Genomic DNA, 17,111 nt, shown 5'->3' on the forward strand with positions numbered 1-17,111 from the left:
AGCAAATAAGTAAGGTGAAAATAATATCACCTTACTTATTTTTCTATTCAGTAATTAGGGGAGTCATTAACGGGATGAAAAAAAGAAAAAGACTATGGAATTTATGGAAAACGATTACATTGTTAGTTTGTACAGTTGTCATTTTTTCTTTACTTGTGACAGATATATTAATTAGTCATAATGTAGAACGGACAACGGAGGAAAGCCAAGCAGAGAAAGCGAAAACAATTGCACACATTGTGGCGAATGATTCAGTTGTAATCAATGGTTTGATTGGGAAAGCAGATACTTCAGCAATCCAAACGTATACAAATAGAATATTAAAAAATACAGGTGTTCAATTTATTGTAGTTATGGATATGGATGGAATAAGAAAATCTCATCCAAATCCTCAAAAAATAGGTCATCATTTTATTGGGGGAGATGAAGGACCTGCATTGAAAGGGAAGGAACATGTATCGCTAGCAGAAGGAACTTTAGGTATTTCAATGCGAGTGTTTGTACCAATATTTTCTGAAACAGGTGAACAGCTTGGAGCAGTAGCTGTCGGTATTTCAGCAGATAATGTAAAAGAAAGAGTTAAGCAAAGTAGACATATTATTTATATTGGTGTCGGAGTTGGAGTATTAGTTGGGATTATAGGAGCAATATTGCTAGCTAGACATATAAAGAAAAGTTTATTTGGTCTTGAGCCGCATAGGATAGCAAAAATTCTTGAAGAAAGAAATACGATGTTGCTTTCGGTGAAAGAAGGTATTATTGCTGTAGATAAAGAGGCGAATGTAACTTTAATAAATAATGAGGCAAAACGATTATTTAAGAAAAGTGGACTTGAAGAAGACTTTATTGGTAAAGATGTTGAATTGTATATGCCAAATTCACGTATAAAAGAAGTGTTGCAAACAGGCGAGGTACAATTAAACGAAGAACAAAATATTTACGGAATTACGATTGTCACAAATCGTGTTCCTTTATATGTAAAAGGAGAAATAGTTGGCGCGATCGCAACATTTCGTGATAAAACAGAAATTAGAAAATTAGCAGAGGAACTAACTGGTATTAGGCTATATGCGGAAGCGTTACGGGCACAATCTCATGAATTTATGAATAAAATGCATGTCGTATTAGGGCTAACACATATGAAACAGTATGAAGAATTGCAGAAATATGTAAGTAGTATGGTATCAGAGCATCAATATGAAATTGGGGGGATTATGAAAAAAATTCAAAGCCCAGTATTTGCTGGTTTTTTATTAGGTAAACTTAGCTATGCTAGAGAGAAAAATATAAAGTTAATTATAAAAGAAGATTCTTACTTACCAGAAATATATGATGAACGTATCATTCATGAACTGATCACCATTGTCGGAAATTTGATTAATAATGCATTAGACGCAGTGATGAATTGTGAGAAGAAGCAGGTTGAAGTTGGAATACAATATGGGGATACATTAATCATTACAGTACAAGATACGGGGAAAGGCATAAAAGAAGATGAAATTGATGCATTATTTATAAAAGGTTATTCCACAAAGGGTGATAATCGGGGGTATGGTTTGCATCTTGTAAAGGAAAGCATACAGCGAATAAATGGGAGAATTTATGTTCATTCATTGTTAGGAGCGGGAACGATAATAACGATTGAAATACCTAAAAGTAGGGATGAGAGATAAGATGATCAAAGTTTTGATTGTAGAAGATGATCCGATGGTTGCGATGTTAAATACGCATTATTTAGAGCAAGTGGGAGGATTTGAACTTGTTCATGCAGCTAAATCAGTAAAAGAGGCGATAGAAGTATTAGAGAAATCACGAGTAGATTTAGTATTACTTGATATTTTTATGCCTAAAGAGACTGGATTTGAGCTGTTAATGTATATTCGGAATCAAGAAAAAGAAATTGATATTATGATGATTTCAGCTGTACATGATATGGTGAGTATTAAAAAGGCATTACAATATGGCGTAGTAGATTATTTAATTAAACCATTTACATTTGAACGATTTAAAGAGGCATTAACTGTATATCGAGAAAAACTTACTTTTATGAAAGAACAACAAAAAATTAGTCAATCGGAATTAGATTCATTAATTTTGCAAAAAGAAAAAAGAGAATCTTTTGTTAATAAAGAACTTCCAAAGGGATTAACGAAGCAAACATTGCAATTAATTTGGAAGAAAATCGAATCACTTAATGGACAAGCATTTACAACTGATGAAATGGCGCAATTAGTAGGGGTTTCGAGAGTTTCTATTCGAAAGTATGTAATGTTTTTGACTGAAATCGGAGTATTAGAGAATGAAATGGTGTATCAAAATGTGGGAAGACCGGTGAGTAAATTAAGGTGTATTGACCGGAATAAAATAGACTTTTACGTATAAGCGGCTTATTATAAGTCGCTTATACTTTTTTTAATTACAAAACCAATTACAAAACTTACAAAAACTATTTTTACTATTGAAAGCGTTTTAATATTGTTATTAAGAAAACAAGGGGGTGCCATATGGGAATTCAAAAAAATGTGGAAGCGATATCATTTTCTGAAGGCAATGAATTGAAAAGTGAATCTTTCGCTTCTAAAATTATGAACGTTAAAATCGGTGTTATACCTTTACCGTTATATGTAGTATTGGCTGCTATTATTTATGGAGCATCTGTATATAATAAATTACCAGCAGATATGATTGGTGGTTTTGCAGTTATTATGATCATGGGTATTTTCTTAGGTGATATTGGAATGAGAATTCCAATATTAAAAAATATCGGTGGTCCAGCAATTCTCTCATTATTTATTCCATCGTTACTTGTATTTTTTAACTGGATGAATCCAGCTTCAATGGAAGCTGCGACTATGTTAATGAAAAAATCGAACTTTTTATATTTATATATTTCTTGTTTAGTAGTTGGAAGTATTTTGGGAATGAACCGTAAAGTGTTAGTGCAGGGGTTCGTTCGTATGTTTATTCCTTTAGTAGTAGGAACGTTAGCTTCTGTAGCAGTGGGCTTATTAGTCGGTTCACTATTTGGATTTGAAATGAAGCAGACATTTTTCTTTATCATCGTACCAATTGTGAGTGGTGGTATCGGAGAAGGGATTTTACCATTGTCGCTAGCTTATAGTGATATTTTAAATGAATCATCAGCAACGTTTGTATCACAGCTTATTCCGGCAGCTATTATTGGGAATATGTTTGCAATCGTGAGTGCAGGGTATATGAAGCGTTTAGGTGAGAAGAGACCTGAGCTTAGTGGTAATGGTGTATTAGTAAAAACAGACAATCAAGCAGATTTATTAAAGGAGCAAAATACAGAAAAACCAATTGATTTCTCATTAATGGGAGCAGGATTATTGATTGCATGTACATTCTTTATTTTCGGAGGATTCGCTTCTAAGTTTATCGGTATTCCAGGAGCAATCATTATGATTTTTTCAGCGGCAATTGTGAAGTACTTTAATCTAATGCCAGCAAAAATGGAGCAAGGAGCATTCCATTTATATAAATTCATTTCAAAGAATTTAACATGGCCATTAATGGTCGGTTTAGGATTGCTATACATTCCGTTAAAAGACGTAGCAGCAGTTCTTTCGGTAGGATATGTTGTTGTGTGCGCATCGGTTGTTCTTACAATGGTAGCGTCAGGTTTTCTTGTAGGGAAAGTGATGAAAATGTATCCAGTTGAATCAGCGATTGTAACTGGATGTCACAGTGGTTTAGGTGGAACTGGAGATGTTGCTATTTTATCAGCTTCAAATCGTATGGAATTAATGCCGTTCGCACAAATTTCAACGCGTTTAGGTGGGGCTGCAATGGTCGTAACAGCGACAATTTTATTAAAAATGTTTTCATGATCAAACAAGCTAGCTATATTCATATAGCTAGCTTGTCAAATTAAGGGGAGATTATAAGTATGTTAGAAAAACAAATTAATGAAAGATCATTGTTATTGCATAAAGAATTAGTAGGGAAAATTGAAATTACAAGTAAAGTAGAAGTGAATACAGCGGACGATTTAAGTTTGACTTATACACCGGGGGTAGCAGAGTCTTGCAAAGCAATTGCGGCAGATGAAGAAACAGCGTATGACTATACAGCAAGAGGGAATATGGTTGCAGTTGTTTCAGATGGAACAGCAGTACTTGGTTTAGGGAATATTGGACCGAAAGCGGCTATGCCTGTTATGGAAGGGAAAAGTATTTTATTTAAAAAGTTTGCGAATGTAGATGCTTTCCCGTTATGTTTAGGGACGACTGATGTGGATGAAATCGTTACCCTTGTTAAAAATTTAGAGCCTACATTTGCAGGAATTAATTTAGAGGATATTGCAGCACCACGTTGCTTTGAAATTGAAAGACGATTAAAAGAAGAAACGAATATTCCTGTATTTCATGATGATCAGCATGGGACGGCTATTGTTGTTTTAGCAGCTGTTATTAATGCATTAAAAGTTGTAAGTAAACAAATGGACGATGTGAAAATTGTTATTAACGGTGCGGGTTCGGCAGGAATTGCAATTGGAAAATTATTATTAAAAGCTGGCGCAAAACACATTACGTTAGTTAGTTTAGAAGGTATTGTTTGTGAAGGTGAAACATGGATGAACGAAGCGCAAATCGAAGTTTCAAAGAAGACAAATCGAGAATATGTACGTGGAACATTAAAGGAAGCGATTCATCAAGCTGATATTTTCATCGGTGTATCTGCTCCAAACGTATTAACGAAAGAACTTATACAGACGATGAACGAGAAACAAATTGTGTTTGCAATGGCGAATCCAATCCCAGAAATATTCCCAGAGGACGCATTAGCAGCTGGAGCTGCTGTAGTTGGAACTGGTCGTTCTGATTATTCAAATCAAGTAAATAATGTATTAGCGTTCCCTGGTATATTCCGTGGTGCATTAGACGTACGCGCGACTGATATTACAGAAGAGATGAAATTAGCAGCAGCATATGGGATCGCTAACATAATTACGGACGAAGAGCGTAATGCGAATTATGTAATTCCAAATCCATTAGATAAAAGAGTTGTTCCAAGTGTTGCAGAAGTAGTAGCGAAAGCAGCCATTGATTCAGGTGTGGCACAGATTACGAAAATGCCAAGTTATAAATAGTCAAAAGCAGCGCCTTAAAAAGGCACTGCTTTTTTTGAGATAAGAAATCAAAATAATGAAGAAGTGTATTTACTCGGCATTAATTACAAATTGATCATAATATCTTTCATTCACATATATGTTTAATACCCATAATCCAGATGAAGGTAGTGACATTACGAGAGGGAGTTCCTTTACGGTTGTATCGACTGTATTTGAAGTAGTCCAAGTTTGTTTGGAGGTTTCTTTTTGAAAGAGTACTGGTGTTGGAGTTGTAGTTCCTTGTTTTAACGCGATAATAGATAGTTTTCCAGTTGGCATTTCAGGATCCAGGAAGAACCACATTATTTCATTTTGCTCATTTGCGATAATAGAGCTATCAGCCATTGCAATTTTTCTTTCAATGCCTTTTAACGGTATTTTTCCTTCTACGAATGATGGTGCTTCTTCCCAATTTACATCTTTTAAGACACTAAGGTGAAAAAAGGAAGGTGCGTTAATTTGAGAGGATGACGTTTCTATTACTTCTTTTTTAGGTGCTGTTGAATCGGGTTGCGATTGCGCGCAGCCAGTAATGAGGAAGGAGAAAAGTAGCATAGTTCCGATTTTTTTCATGGTGCCACACTCCTAATTTTTATTGTTAGTGTAATTGTATTTGCTAGAAGACGAGACAATTCCTTTAAATCATAAAAAGAGGTCGTAAGTTTTGTACGACCTCTTTTGACATTTTCTATCCCAATTGGTGAGGGCTAATAATCAGTGGGGGATGGAACCCCCCACTGATTAAAGTTTCACTTTATATTTGTTCAGTTGAAAAGGTTGGTTCTCTCTCTTTTTGAGGCATTGTTAAGAAAATAACAGAAAGGACGATACATACTCCGCCTAATAATTGATATGCTCCAAAAGATTCATTAAGCCAAGCGATTGAAACGATGGCAGCTACAAGTGGTTCAATGCTAGATAAAATACTTGTTTCTGTTGCTGCTAAATATTTAAGACTCCCGATATAAAGAAGGAAAGAAAGAGTGCCACTTATAATGATAAGAATAAGCATAGAAAAAGTTTGAAGTGTGAAAGTTTGCGAAATCTGATTCCATCCAAAAGAACGATTACAAATAAGCAGTGCAATCCCTCCAATTAACATCCCCCAGCCAATTACTATAATTGTTCCGCATTCTTTAATAAGGGAAGCCGGATGAAGGGTATAAAACGCAAAACCAATCGCTGTTAATAGGCCGAAAGTAATAGCTGCTTTAGATAAAACAATATTTTCAATTGAACCGTTTGTAATAATAAAGTATGTCCCTGTTAGAGCAGTTATAATTGCGAGTATTTGCATAGAAGCAGGGAATTTCTTTTGCTCAAACGCAACGTAAATGGTAATAAGAACAGGGCCTAGAAATTGAAATAGCGTTGCCGTTACGGCATTACTAATATGAACTGTTTCGATAAAAGCGTACTGCGCACCAAGCATGCCAAGAATAGAGAAAATAATAAGCTGTATAGAATGTCTAGGGTGTTTCCAAATTTGAAATATGTTTTGTTTCTTTATTAGTAAGAAAGACAAAATAAATATTCCTGCAAGCAACAAGCGAATTGTTAAAAAATCAAGTGATGATACGTTAGTATGTTGAAATAGCCATTGAATCATCGGTCCAGATAATCCCCATAATGTGGCTCCTGTAATAATCATAATGAGTCCAATACGTCTACTTTTGTTCATTATCATGCATCTCCTCTCTAGTATTTGATTATTAATGCGTTACATGATAAAAGGAATTATATAGAACTTCTGGTACTGTAAAAAGTATCAGTTATGTGTTTTTGAAAGGGGTCAGTTATTGTGTTAGAATTAACGCCTAATTTGAATGCAAATAGTAAGACGGCATTGTATGTACAATTGTATGAGTATATAAAAAAAGAAATTAAAGATGGAACGATTCTATCTTTTACGAAATTACCGGCTAAGCGAAAGTTAGCAACACATTTACAAGTAAGTAAAAATACAGTAGAGGCAGCTTATGAGCAACTTCTTGCCGAAGGATATATTGAGTCGATTTCTAGAAAAGGTTATTTTGTATGTGAAATCGAGCAAATGATTCATGCGGAAGGTAGCGAAGAGGTAATAGGGGAAGTACCTTTTCAAGAGCAGGTGTATAAATTTGACTTCACTCAAACGGGTGTGGATACTAGCACTTTTCCGTTTCATGTATATCGAAAAATTACGAACGAGGTATGGCAATTTGAAAATAAAGATTTACTTTTTATTGGACATCCGCAAGGGGAGGTAAGTTTACGAGAAGCAATCGCGAGCTATTTGTATGAATCTAGAGGTGTGCGATGTTCGGCTAGTCAAATTGTAATCGGAGCTGGTACGCAAATATTAGTGAAGTTGTTATTTCAATTGTTAAAAGGAAGTGGTTATGCAGTTGAAAATCCAGGCTACCACCGAAAGATGGTTGTTTTCGAGCAGGGTGAACAAAATGTTCAAATGTTATCTTTAGATAAAGATGGTATTTGTATTTCAGAGTTAGAAAATAGTTCAGCTAATATTGTGTTTGTTACACCTTCTCATCAGTTTCCATATGGGATGATTATGCCTATCACGAGAAGGATGCAGCTTTTACAATGGGCGAAGAAAGAAGAAGGTAGGTATATTGTTGAAGATGATTACGATAGTGAATTTCGTTATTCGGGAAAACCTATACCGGCACTGCAAGGGTTAGATACAGACGGGAAAGTTATTTATATGGGGACGCTATCTAAAGCATTGTTGCCATCATTACGGATGAGCTATATGGTGTTACCAAAGAAATTGATTAAAAAGTATCAACAACAATATTTATTTTACACACAAAGCGTTTCAAGAATGGATCAAGAGATCATTAGGAAATTTTTAAATGACGGGCATTGGGAAAAACATATTCATAAAATGCGTGTTGTGTACCGAAAGAAGAGAGACCGTCTTGTTTCGGTATTAGAAAAATATTTTTCTAATCGCATTGAAGTAATAGGGGAAGATTCCGGCCTACATATTTTATTAAAAGTGCATAATGGGATGGAAGAGAAAGAATTAATGGAAGCTGCAGCTGAAAGGAGTATTAAAGTGTATCCTGCTTCGATATATTATAAGGAAGGGACTTCTCCCAAAAGTACAGTATTGCTTGGATTTGCGACTTTATTAGAGGCAGAAATTGAAGAGGCCATTCAATTATTATATACAGCATGGTTTACAAGAAAGTAAAAAAACATCCTCATAAATGGAGGATGTTTTTTTATTACTTTTCTTCATCTAGGAAAAGAACCATATGCTCTTCATCCCAATATTGTCCGTTATATTTTAATGAACGTTCTTGCACGCCAAACGTTTTAAAGCCTAATGACTCATAAAGTTTTTTTGCACCATCGTTTCCGACAACAACATCAAGCATAACTTGCTCTACTTCTAAAGATTTAGCAAGCTCAAGACATTCTTTAATAAGTGCTTTTCCCGCTCCAAGTCCGCGTGCTTTTGGAGACACGTATACTGAACCGATTTTTGCTTTATGTTCTTGTTTTACATATGGTTTCGTTTCCAGTGTTGCAACTCCGATTAAAGTGCCATCTTTAAATGCACCTAGTGTATAGTTCTCATCTTGTGCTAATTTTTGAGCTTTATATTCAATAGCACACTCTTTATTAATAATATCTTCATAAGAAGAGCTGAAAGCTTCCGGATTTTTTTTTAATCCTTCTACTCGAAGTTCTAAGTAAATTTCTGCTTCGTCTTTTGTTAATACATGGATATCCAATTGTATCACCCTCCAAATCTTTGACAGTTATACCTATATTTTATATTGAAATAAGAATAATTTCAAAAGCTTAGCTTATAATAGTTGGTTTTATAAATAAAATAGCACCAGTAGTGTTGACTACCACTGGTGATTTCACGCATATATTATACAAATGGTAATTCAATTATAAATTCTGTTCCGACTTCTAATTCGCTTTTAACTTCAATAGAACCATTATGAAGTTCTACAATTTCTTTTGCAACAGCCAGTCCGATACCTTTTCCACCTGTAGCTCGTGTTCTGGATTTATCGACACGGTAAAAGCGATCAAAAACATGTGGGATATCTTCTTTTGGAATACCTTCACCTTCATCTTGTACACTTATTGTAAAAGTATTCGCACTGGTTAGTACACGTATTATTATAGAAGTGTTTTCTGGTGAATGTTGATAGGCATTGTGTAATAAATTTAACATAACTTGTTCCATACGTCTTTCGTCTATGCAAACTTCTAAATCATCTTTGCAATGTACATGGAGTTGCATTTGTTTGTTTGTTAATGTTGTTTTTGTTTTTTCAACCATTCGTTCTAAAAATGGTTTAAGAATTACTTTTTGTTTTTTTATAACAAACTGGTGTTGCTCTAATTGTACAAGCATAAATAAATCTTGTACGAGATCGGTTACACTATCCGTTTCGTCTTCGATGATTTGTAAGTATTCTTCACGTTCTTCTTTCGTTAGAGAATCTCTTTTTGCTACCTTTGCATAACCTTTCATATAGGTTAATGGAGTTAGTAATTCATGCGCTACACTAGCGAGAAATTCGTTTCGTTCTTTTTTCATATACGTAAGTTCACTAGATAAATCTTCAATCGTTTTTGCTAAGCTTCCAAGTTCATCATTTCGTTTAATTCCTAATTGAATCGGCTTATTTAATTTTGACATTTTTTCTGTCGCCCGCTTCATTTTTATAAGCGGTTCTGTAATAACACGAGAAAAAACAAAGACAGAAATAGTAGTTAAAATAATTGTCAAAACACTAATGATAAGAAATTGATTCATGAGTTTAAGTAACATATTTTCTAAGAAAGATGTCTTTAATAACATATATAACTTACCTTGAAATCCTTGAATTTCCAGCGGGCTTACTGTTGAGATGAATTTTGATTTTTTCCAGTTTTTTTCAACGATTAATCCACCTTCTGGGATAGTCTCAGTTTTACAAGTAAGTTGTTTTTGCATTTCTTTCGTTACGGGTTCTGAGGTAGAAATAATTTTGCCGTTATTGTCTGTTATAATGATAGCTATATCAGAGTTAGCAATTAATTCTGATTCAACTAAGTGTTCAGCCTCAGTGTTGATATCAAACTCGGGGTACACAGCACGTTTAGGCCGTTTACTGTGTTCAGCGCTTTCTGTGAGTTGCCTTTCTTTAGAATATGCACCCCACTTCGCGCGGTTTTTAATCATTTTACTATAGCGATTTCCTTTCTCTAAAAGAGCAAGAGTTTCCTCTTCAATGCGTATGTTTGAAAGGTTCTTATAAAAAGATACGAAGGCAATTGTTTCAATACATAAAGCTAATATTAAAAAGTATGTCCCAACTTTAAGGGAAAGTTTGCTCATTTTCTCACCATACCTTATTTCATATAGAGTGAAACTTTAATCAGTGGGGTTTTATCCATCCCCACTGATTAAAGTAATTATTCACTTTTCCATTTATATCCGACTTTATAGACGGTTTCTAAGTAATCTTCAACTGGAAATTCTTTTTTGCGTAATTTATCACGGATATTACGAATATGTGAATCGATAGTTCTGTATTCGATGTCTGTTTGATATCCCCAAATTTTTTCAATTAAATCATCACGGCTGTAAGCACGGTTTGTATTTTGTAAAAAGAGTCCAAGTAACGAGAATTCAATAGGAGTTAGTGAGATTCTTTCACCATAAACTGTAACAGTATGTTTCGTTTTATCCCACTCAATACCATTGAAGCTAACAAAGCCATCTTTCTTCGTACGGCGTAATATAGCCTCGATTCGCGCGACTAATACATGCTCATCGAATGGTTTTGTAATGTAGTCATCTGCTCCCATAGTCAGACCTTTGACCATATCATAATTTTGGTTGCGAGCTGTTAGCATAATAATTGGAACGTTGGAAATTTGACGGATTTGATAGCAAGTATCCCACCCATCCATATTCGGCATCATAACATCTAATAAAATAATATCGAAGTCCTTTTGTTCGATTAATTCTAGCGCTTCAAGGCCAGAAGTAGCTTTCATACAAAAATAGCCACGAGGGCTTAAGAACAGATCTAACAATCGTAACATACGTTCTTCATCGTCTACTAATAAAATTTTCACCATAATCTTGTGCACCCCAAACTATTCATTCTACTTGTATAGTTTACATGAAAATAATAAAAAACTCTTTTTATGTGATTGAATGGATGGCTGATTTTTTCAATCAGGGCAATTGACATAAAAAATGCACTAGTTTTGCACAACTATTTTTTATAATAGAAAACGTAGCGACACAAATACCCTATGTTGCGACATAACGTCATGTCATTTTATTTATAAAATGACAATTCCATTCTATTGTGTATGTGAGATAGAGAGGGTTTTCGTATTCACCTCGCATCGGATAAGAAAAATTTCCTATCTCACACTTTTTTTAAAAGGGGATTGTACACATGAGTAAAAAAGTAGAGCATTTACAAAAAGAAAAGCAAGATCGTAATGCGGTTGTAATGTGTGTTGCGGTATCTATGCTTATTATGATAAGTTGTGTAAATAAATTTTTCGGGATTTTATAATAGAAAAAAAGCTTATTGCTTCTTAAGAAGCAATAAGCTTTTTTTATGTATTCTATATAATAAACCAAGGTAAAATTGCTAATCCAGAAGTTACAATTGCTGTAGCAAATATTAAAAAGATAGCTTGTTTGTTTTGTTTCATGTTACATTCTCCTCTACATATCAATTGCATGCTATACGTTCATTTAATAATTAGCGGGAGACGGATCCTCCTCGCTGAGTGAAGTTTCACTTTATATTTTTAGTATAACGAATGGAAAGGATTGGAACGATCGATAAAGGTGACATGAAGATTACATTGTTGTAATGAAAAAAGCATCTTAATTAATAAGAAGATGCTTTTGAGAAATTATATTTAAATGTTAATTATTTAAGAATAAAACCATATGCTCTTCGTCCCAATATTGGCCATTATGTTTTAAGGAACGTTCTTGCACGCCGTAAGTTTGGAAGCCGAGGGACTCATATAATTTTTTTGCAGCAGTGTTATCAGCGACAACATCAAGCATGAGCTGTTCTACATGTAATTTATCGGCATTTTCAATAATCGCTTTAATTAAAGCTCGTCCTGCACCGAGGCCACGCGCTTTTGGAGAAACAAAAACTGAGCCGATTTTTGCCTTATGCTCTTGCTTAATAAATGGCTTTGTTTCTAGAGTAGCAATACCGATTAAATCATTATCTTTGAAGACACCTAGAGTATACTTATCCGGATTGCTTAATCGCTTTGCCATAGCAGCGACAGGGTTTTCCTGTTTAAGAACATCTTCATAAGAAGAGCTAAAAGCCTCAGGGTTTTTCATTAAACCTTCCATACACACTTTCAAATAAATTTCTGCATCCTCTGTTGTTAATAAGCGAATTTCCATAGTTGTAACCTCCTAGATTGATTCAAATTTAATTCATTAACTTTGTAAGATTAAGTTTAGTTAAATGTATTCTGTGACTATTCTTTCTTAATTTGTAAAAGAATGAAAAGATTATGTTACTATGTTTTCATTTTATTTATCCCGCTATTTGTGGGCAGTAAAACTCCTACCTTAAAATTCGGCTGGAGCAAAGAAGTTAGGTGGGAGTCGGGATGCCCGTAAAAGCCCGATTGGTGAAGTCTAATAATCAGTGGGGGATGAACACCCCCATACTGATTATAGTTTCACTTTATGTAATGAAATTATATATTAACTTTATTAACTATTCAAGGTTTTAATATATTACATTTTTATAACTAAAATTCCCACTTTATAAAGGAGTCATTTTTATCCAACTATTCGTGGGAGTCGGATTGCCCGTAAAACCCCGATTGGTTGGGCTAATAATTATTGAGGAGGGAAAAACCCTCCACTGATTAAATTTCCACTTTCTTTTACGTATTCAATCGTTTATTTTGTAGCCATCGATTCGTTCTGGATGTGTATAAATATTGCAAGATCCATTTCGAATAAATCCTACTACGGTAATACCTAAATCGTGGGCGAGTTGCAGAGCTAGTTTAGTTGGAGCTGATTTAGATAGAACAATTTCGCAACCTATTTTTGAAACCTTTAACAAAATTTCAGATGAGATGCGTCCGCTAAACGCAATGATTTTCCCTTGAACAGAGATATTGTTTCGTAAACAATGACCGTATATTTTATCTAGCGCATTATGTCTTCCGATATCCATTCTTGATAAAAGAATGTTATTTCGATCACATAAAGCGGTATTATGCACACCACCCGTTTGGCGAAATGTAGTTGAAGATTGTTGTAAGGAAGTCATTAGGTGAAAACATTCTTCCGGAGTAATAGTTATATGTATATCATGTAACTTTTTTGCTTTTGCTGCATCGTTGACGAAAACAAAACCTTGTCTACTTTTCCCGCAACAAGAAGTTACGTACCGTTTATTATATAAAGTTTGATAGAGCGGATTAATTTTTGATGATTTTACATGGACAATTCCGTTTTCTTTTTGGATCCATAATTCTTCAATATCTTTATAAGAAGAAATAATTCCTTCAGAAATTAAAAAACCGGTTACCATATCTTCAATGTAATTAGGAGTGCATACAACTGTTACGTATTCTTCGCTATTTAATTTAATTGTAATAGGAGATTCCGTAACAACCTCATCGGTTTGTTTTGAAAATGTACCAGATTGATAACGTACAATTGTATATGTTTCTTGAATAGGCCCCATATTAAATTCCCCTTTATATGTATTTTTCTCCATATTTATCATAAAACATCGAAAAAACAAAAGCATCTACTAACAAGAAGATGGCAGATTATTTTGGTTATTATTGTATATGTACGATATAATAGATTTGTAGAATAGCGACATTTTCAAGCTTTCGTAGTTATACCTTATAACATCTAGAATCGACTTCCAAAGGAAAGTATTTCAACAGGGCGCTTCAAAAATATGTACAACACAATTATGAAAACGGATTCATAATTGTGTTGTACAGTTAGTTGTAAGGAGAGGGGAAACTATGACAGAACAGACATTCCGTGTAACCGTTGATGGTAAAGAATTTTTCGTATCAGGTGAAAAGACGATAATCCAATTGTTTAACGAAAGTAATTTAGAACATCCTCAAATTTGTCATGTACCAGAGGTAGATCCTATTCAAACTTGTGATACATGTATTGTAGAAGTGAATGGAAGTTTACTACGTGCCTGTTCGACGAAGTTGGAAGATGGCATGCATATTGAGAGGCAATCGGAACGTGCAAAGGAAGCACAAACTGAAGCGATGGATCGAATATTAGAGAATCATTTATTGTATTGTACAGTATGTGATAACAATAATGGTAACTGTAAAGTCCATAATACAGTACATATGATGGAGATTGAAGAACAGAAATATCCATATGAACCGAAAGTAAGTGCATGCGAAGTGGATACGTCGCATCCATTCTATCGATACGATCCAAATCAATGTATTGCTTGTGGGCAGTGTGTAGAAGTATGCCAAAATTTACAAGTAAATGAAACTTTATCGATTGATTGGAGTTTAGACCGTCCACGTGTTATTTGGGACAATGGTGTGAGTATAAATGACTCGTCTTGTGTTAGCTGTGGGCAATGTGTAACAGTTTGTCCTTGTAATGCATTAATGGAAAAAACGATGCTAGGAGAAGCTGGATTTATGACTGGTTTAAAACCAGATGTGCTAAATCCAATGATTGATTTTGTAAAAGATGTAGAGCCTGGATATAGCAGTATTTTAGCAGTTTCAGAAGTAGAGTCCGCGATGCGTAAGACGAAAATTAATAAGACAAAAACAGTTTGTACATTTTGTGGTGTAGGTTGTTCATTTGAAGTATGGACGAAAAATCGTCAAATTTTAAAAGTGCAACCTGTTTCAGATGCACCGGTTAATGGTATTTCCACATGTGTAAAAGGAAAATTCGGATGGGACTTTGTGAACAGTGAAGAGCGTATTACAAAGCCGTTAATTCGCCAAGGGGATATGTTTGTTGAGGCTTCATGGGAAGAGGCTCTTGAATATGTTGCATCTAATATGCAACATATTAAATCAGAGTATGGTAGCGATGCGTTTGGGTTTATTTCTTCTTCGAAAGTAACAAATGAAGAAAACTATCTTATGCAAAAACTAGCTCGTCAAATATATGGAACAAATAATATAGATAACTGTTCACGTTATTGCCAATCTCCAGCAACAGACGGTTTATTTAAAACTGTCGGTATGGGCGGAGATGCTGGAACAGTGAAAGATATTGCTGAGGCAGGTCTTGTTATTATTGTTGGGGCAAATCCAACAGAAGGACATCCTGTACTTGCAACTAGAGTGAAGCGTGCTCATAAATTACATGAACAAAAACTAATTGTCGCAGACCTTCGTAAACATGAAATGGCGGAGCGTGCTGATATATTTGTTCACCCGAGTCAAGGGACGGATTATGTATGGCTTGCTGGGATAACGAAATACATTATCGATCAAGATTGGCACGATAAAAAGTTCATAGCTGAAAATGTAAAGAATTTTGATGAATATAGCAAAATGCTAGAAAAATATACGCTTGATTATACTGAGGGAATTACAGGGATTTCTAAAGCTCAGTTAAAAGAAATGGCTCGTATGGTATATGAAGCAGATGGTACTTGTGTACTTTGGGGAATGGGTGTAACTCAAAATACAGGAGGAAGTACAACGTCAGCAGCAATTTCAAATTTACTTCTCGTTACAGGTAACTACCGTCGTCCTGGTGCCGGTGCGTATCCGTTACGCGGGCATAATAACGTACAAGGTGCTTGTGATATGGCGACATTACCGAACTGGCTTCCGGGTTACCAAGCTGTTTCAGATGATGTGCATCGTGCGAAATTTGAAAAAGCATACGGTACTACCATTCCGAAAGAACCGGGATTAAATAATATCGCAATGTTACTTGCGGCCGAAGAAGGAAAACTGCGTGGTATGTATGTTATGGGAGAAGAAATGGCTTTAGTAGATTCAAATGCCAACCATGTACAACATATTTTAGCGAATTTAGACTTCCTTGTTGTTCAAGATATGTTCTTATCGAAAACAGCTCGTTTCGCCGATGTTATTTTACCAGCAGCACCAAGCTTAGAAAAAGAAGGAACGTTTACGAATACAGAGCGCCGTATTCAAAGATTATACGAAGTATTGAAACCGCTTGGTGATTCAAAACCAGATTGGTGGATTTTACAAAAAGTAGCTCGTGCACTGGGCGGAGACTGGAATTATGGAAGTCCAAGTGAAATTATGGACGAAATTGCATCGCTTGCACCGTTATACTCTCAAGCGACGTACGACCGTCTAGAAGGCTGGAATAGTTTATGTTGGGGTAGCCATGATGGTAGTGATACACCATTATTATATGTAGATGGATTTAACTTCCCAGACAAACTAGCACGTTTATCACTAGATGAATGGGTTCCGCCAGTTATAGCACCAGATGAGTATGATTTACTATTAAATAATGGCCGTATGCTAGAGCATTTCCATGAAGGGAATATGACGAATAAGTCGGCTGGTATTTTATCTAAAGTGTCTGAAGTATTTGTTGAAATTTCACCTGAACTTGCTAAAGAACGCAATGTGAAAGATGGTGGTCTTGTAGAGTTAGCATCACCATTTGGAAAAATCAAAGTACAAGCGCTTGTTACAGATCGTGTAACTGGAAATGAGTTATATTTGCCGATGCATGCGACAGTAAATGAAGAGGCAATCAATATTTTAACAGGAACAGCAACAGACATTTATACGTGTACACCAGCTTATAAACAAACAATGGTGAAACTGCGCGTATTACGTGAAAAAGGAAATCGTCCGTTACCATCTTCAAACCCGAGAGATAAAAAACGTCATCCGCAAAATGGTGTTGAAATCGAGCGAAAGTGGCAAAGAAAACAATACGTATCACTTGTGGACCAGAATTAGG

General features: G+C 35.0%; 14 protein-coding genes. 7 read left to right on the forward strand and 7 right to left on the reverse strand.

Translation table 11 applies throughout. The features are described 5' to 3' along the window. The first annotated feature begins 74 nt into the window (after positions 1 to 74). From SB773_RS11525 to SB773_RS11540, 4 genes are all read left to right on the forward strand, one after another. On the forward strand, positions 75 to 1,673 hold the full coding sequence (locus SB773_RS11525; protein WP_410589993.1) for a sensor histidine kinase: 1,599 nt from the start codon (positions 75 to 77) through the stop codon (positions 1,671 to 1,673). Position 1,674: 1 nt separating this feature from the next. Continuing rightward, on the forward strand, positions 1,675 to 2,382 hold the full coding sequence (locus SB773_RS11530; protein WP_060750776.1) for a response regulator: 708 nt from the start codon (positions 1,675 to 1,677) through the stop codon (positions 2,380 to 2,382). A gap of 122 nt (positions 2,383 to 2,504) precedes the next feature. Beyond that, positions 2,505 to 3,851, forward strand: coding sequence for a 2-hydroxycarboxylate transporter family protein (locus tag SB773_RS11535; protein WP_016121435.1), 1,347 nt, complete (start codon positions 2,505 to 2,507; stop codon positions 3,849 to 3,851). A 59-nt stretch (positions 3,852 to 3,910) separates the two neighbouring features. Next, a complete protein-coding gene (locus SB773_RS11540) occupies positions 3,911 to 5,113 on the forward strand; it encodes an NAD(P)-dependent malic enzyme (protein ID WP_088031327.1) in 1,203 nt (400 codons plus the stop codon). A gap of 69 nt (positions 5,114 to 5,182) precedes the next feature. Here SB773_RS11540 and SB773_RS11545 read toward each other — a convergent pair whose 3' ends face one another. Together SB773_RS11545 and SB773_RS11550 are read right to left on the reverse strand one after the other, a co-directional pair. Then, positions 5,183 to 5,707: a DUF4871 domain-containing protein gene (locus SB773_RS11545; protein ID WP_002029695.1), complete on the reverse strand. Its 525-nt coding sequence runs from the start codon at positions 5,705 to 5,707 to the stop codon at positions 5,183 to 5,185. A 181-nt stretch (positions 5,708 to 5,888) separates the two neighbouring features. Continuing rightward, the gene (locus tag SB773_RS11550; RefSeq protein WP_410589996.1) at positions 5,889 to 6,815 is read right to left on the reverse strand and encodes a DMT family transporter; all 927 of its coding nucleotides are present in this window, start codon (positions 6,813 to 6,815) and stop codon (positions 5,889 to 5,891) included. Between the two features lie 120 nt (positions 6,816 to 6,935). On the opposite strand from SB773_RS11550, the gene pdxR reads away from it, so the two are divergent. Beyond that, positions 6,936 to 8,336 carry a MocR-like pyridoxine biosynthesis transcription factor PdxR gene (gene pdxR / locus SB773_RS11555; RefSeq protein WP_410589998.1) on the forward strand — a complete coding sequence of 467 codons (1,401 nt, stop codon included), beginning with the start codon at positions 6,936 to 6,938 and terminating at the stop codon, positions 8,334 to 8,336. Positions 8,337 to 8,370: 34 nt separating this feature from the next. Here pdxR and SB773_RS11560 read toward each other — a convergent pair whose 3' ends face one another. The 3 genes from SB773_RS11560 to SB773_RS11570 all read right to left on the reverse strand — a co-directional run bounded on the left by SB773_RS11560 (position 8,371) and on the right by SB773_RS11570 (position 11,242). Further along, positions 8,371 to 8,883: a GNAT family N-acetyltransferase gene (locus tag SB773_RS11560; RefSeq protein ID WP_410590000.1), complete on the reverse strand. Its 513-nt coding sequence runs from the start codon at positions 8,881 to 8,883 to the stop codon at positions 8,371 to 8,373. 146 nt (positions 8,884 to 9,029) lie between these two features. Then, on the reverse strand, positions 9,030 to 10,493 hold the full coding sequence (locus SB773_RS11565; RefSeq protein WP_002188251.1) for a sensor histidine kinase: 1,464 nt from the start codon (positions 10,491 to 10,493) through the stop codon (positions 9,030 to 9,032). Between the two features lie 77 nt (positions 10,494 to 10,570). After that, the gene (locus SB773_RS11570; protein WP_002010439.1) at positions 10,571 to 11,242 is read right to left on the reverse strand and encodes a response regulator transcription factor; all 672 of its coding nucleotides are present in this window, start codon (positions 11,240 to 11,242) and stop codon (positions 10,571 to 10,573) included. Between the two features lie 329 nt (positions 11,243 to 11,571). Here SB773_RS11570 and SB773_RS11575 point away from each other — a divergent pair, with 329 nt between their 5' ends. Beyond that, on the forward strand, positions 11,572 to 11,694 hold the full coding sequence (locus tag SB773_RS11575) for a hypothetical protein (RefSeq protein ID WP_002125145.1): 123 nt from the start codon (positions 11,572 to 11,574) through the stop codon (positions 11,692 to 11,694). A 362-nt stretch (positions 11,695 to 12,056) separates the two neighbouring features. Here the strand turns inward: SB773_RS11575 and SB773_RS11580 are convergent, their stop codons facing one another. Both SB773_RS11580 and fdhD read right to left on the reverse strand, forming a co-directional pair. Beyond that, positions 12,057 to 12,563: a GNAT family N-acetyltransferase gene (locus SB773_RS11580; protein WP_002010444.1), complete on the reverse strand. Its 507-nt coding sequence runs from the start codon at positions 12,561 to 12,563 to the stop codon at positions 12,057 to 12,059. A gap of 502 nt (positions 12,564 to 13,065) precedes the next feature. Then, positions 13,066 to 13,872 carry a formate dehydrogenase accessory sulfurtransferase FdhD gene (fdhD, locus tag SB773_RS11585; protein ID WP_002125147.1) on the reverse strand — a complete coding sequence of 269 codons (807 nt, stop codon included), beginning with the start codon at positions 13,870 to 13,872 and terminating at the stop codon, positions 13,066 to 13,068. 295 nt (positions 13,873 to 14,167) lie between these two features. On the opposite strand from fdhD, the gene fdhF reads away from it, so the two are divergent. Then, entirely contained in the window at positions 14,168 to 17,110 is a 2,943-nt protein-coding gene (gene fdhF, locus SB773_RS11590; RefSeq protein WP_410590004.1) for a formate dehydrogenase subunit alpha, read from the forward strand. The last annotated feature ends 1 nt before the right edge of the window (position 17,111 follow it).

The organism is Bacillus sp. SIMBA_074, from assembly GCF_046534555.1.
GTDB classification, from domain to species: Bacteria; Bacillota; Bacilli; order Bacillales; family Bacillaceae_G; genus Bacillus_A; species Bacillus_A mycoides.

Excerpts from the sequence above, each read along its gene's own strand:
- SB773_RS11530 (WP_060750776.1), top strand. The coding sequence starts at position 1,675 with ATGATCAAAGTTTTGATTGTAGAAGATGATCCGATGGTTGCGATGTTA.
- SB773_RS11570 (WP_002010439.1), bottom strand. The coding sequence starts at position 11,242 with ATGGTGAAAATTTTATTAGTAGACGATGAAGAACGTATGTTACGATTG.
- SB773_RS11540 (WP_088031327.1), top strand. The coding sequence starts at position 3,911 with ATGTTAGAAAAACAAATTAATGAAAGATCATTGTTATTGCATAAAGAA.
- SB773_RS11535 (WP_016121435.1), top strand. The coding sequence starts at position 2,505 with ATGGGAATTCAAAAAAATGTGGAAGCGATATCATTTTCTGAAGGCAAT.
- SB773_RS11525 (WP_410589993.1), top strand. The coding sequence starts at position 75 with ATGAAAAAAAGAAAAAGACTATGGAATTTATGGAAAACGATTACATTG.
- SB773_RS11565 (WP_002188251.1), bottom strand. The coding sequence starts at position 10,493 with ATGAGCAAACTTTCCCTTAAAGTTGGGACATACTTTTTAATATTAGCT.
- fdhD (WP_002125147.1), bottom strand. The coding sequence starts at position 13,872 with ATGGGGCCTATTCAAGAAACATATACAATTGTACGTTATCAATCTGGT.
- fdhF (WP_410590004.1), top strand. The coding sequence starts at position 14,168 with ATGACAGAACAGACATTCCGTGTAACCGTTGATGGTAAAGAATTTTTC.
- SB773_RS11545 (WP_002029695.1), bottom strand. The coding sequence starts at position 5,707 with ATGAAAAAAATCGGAACTATGCTACTTTTCTCCTTCCTCATTACTGGC.
- SB773_RS11575 (WP_002125145.1), top strand. The coding sequence starts at position 11,572 with ATGAGTAAAAAAGTAGAGCATTTACAAAAAGAAAAGCAAGATCGTAAT.
- SB773_RS11580 (WP_002010444.1), bottom strand. The coding sequence starts at position 12,563 with ATGGAAATTCGCTTATTAACAACAGAGGATGCAGAAATTTATTTGAAA.
- SB773_RS11550 (WP_410589996.1), bottom strand. The coding sequence starts at position 6,815 with ATGAACAAAAGTAGACGTATTGGACTCATTATGATTATTACAGGAGCC.